Below are 1,709 nucleotides of genomic sequence, written 5' to 3' on the forward strand. Positions count from 1 at the left end.
TGGAGGCCACTGAAAAAGTCCTCCAAATGTTCATAATCTAAAAGGTATAGTCCTTCATTATTTGAAGGAACTATCCTTTTTTTATTGTATAATTATAGTATCAATTTCAGTGTGGGTGGATACTATGATTCAAAAACAACAGTCTATGATTCTTTTTAGCCCTTTTATGGCTCTATATGATTTAGTCGTTCCAAAAGATAATCTGTTACGAAAAATTAATGACTTAATTGACTTTTCATTTGTTTATGATGAAATCAAGAAAAATTATTGTTTTGATAACGGTCGAAATGCCATCGATCCTATTCGTATGTTCAAGTATTTATTATTAAAGTCGATTTATGACTTGTCTGATGTTGACGTTGTTGAACGTTCAAAATATGATATGTCTTTTAAATATTTTCTTGATATGGCACCCGAAGATTCGGTGATTGAACCAAGTTCTTTAACCAAATTTAGAAAGTTGCGTTTAAAAGACGTAAAACTTTTAGATATGCTTGTTAATAAAACCGTAGAAATCGCTATTGAAAAGGGAATTATCAAAAGTAAAGCTATTATCGTAGATGCCACTCATTCGAAAGCTCGTTATAATCAGAAATCACCTAAAGAAATCCTAATGGATCGTTCGAAAAAGCTTAGAAAAGCTGTTTATAAAATAGATGAAAGCATGAAAGATAAGTTTCCCACTAAAACTTCAACGGATATTTTGGAGGATGAAATGGAGTATTGTCAAAAACTGATTGAGGTGATTGAGAAGGAAGATACGCTTGTTCCATATCCAAAAGTAAAGGAACAACTAAACCTTCTAAAAGAAACGGTAAATGACGATATCGAATATCTACAAATTTCAGAAGATAAAGATGCTAAAGTTGGTCACAAGAGTGAGGATACCTCATTTTTTGGATACAAAACGCACATAGCCATGAGTGAAGAAAGGATTATTACAGCCGCAACAGTCACAACTGGAGAAAAGAATGACGGAAAACAATTAGAAACACTGATTGAAAAAAGTATGACAGCCGGCATGGAAGTTGAGGCAGTGATCGGGGATGCAGCTTATTCGGAAAAAGGAAATATCGAGTTCACAAAAAAGAATGGAATGAAATTGGTAGCCAAATTAAACCCTTCTGTAACACAAGGATACCGTAAAAAAGAAGATGAATTTGAATTTAATAAAGATGCTGGAATGTATGTTTGTAAGGCTGGACATATGGCAATAAGAAAAGCAAAACAGGGCAAAAAAGGAGAAGGTAGAAATCAAGTTCATACGTACTATTTTGATATAGAAAAATGTAAACACTGTCCGTTTAAGGAAGGATGTTATAAGGAAGGGGCTAAAAGTAAAACATATTCTGTAAGCATCAAATCAAACGAGCATACAGAGCAGGCAAAATTTCAAGAAAGTGACTATTTTAAAGAAAAGTCGAAAGAACGATATAAAATAGAAGCTAAAAATAGCGAATTAAAACACAGACACGGGTACAATGTTGCAAAATCCTCGGGTCTATTAGGTATGGAATTGCAAGGTGCCATGGCAATATTTACGGTGAATTTAAAAAGAATCTTGAAATTAATGAGTTAAAAAAGATAGGAATTCATGAGAAAATGGATAAAAAAAGACGACTCTACATTCAAAAAATTTAATGAGGGTCGTCTTTTTTTTATGCGGCCAGCTGATTATTTAGAAATGACCTCAGTTTGTCAGTGGCCTC

Annotated in this window: 1 protein-coding gene; it reads left to right on the forward strand. The window is 33.2% G+C overall.

From position 1 onward, the window contains the following. The first annotated feature begins 124 nt into the window (after window positions 1-124). Window positions 125-1,579: an IS1182 family transposase gene (locus tag ACTQ5K_RS25365; protein ID WP_048717259.1), complete on the forward strand. Its 1,455-nt coding sequence runs from the start codon at window positions 125-127 to the stop codon at window positions 1,577-1,579. The last annotated feature ends 130 nt before the right edge of the window (window positions 1,580-1,709 follow it).

Source organism: Niallia sp. Sow4_A1, from assembly GCF_052116745.1.
Taxonomy (GTDB): domain Bacteria; phylum Bacillota; class Bacilli; order Bacillales; family Cytobacillaceae; genus Niallia; species Niallia hominis.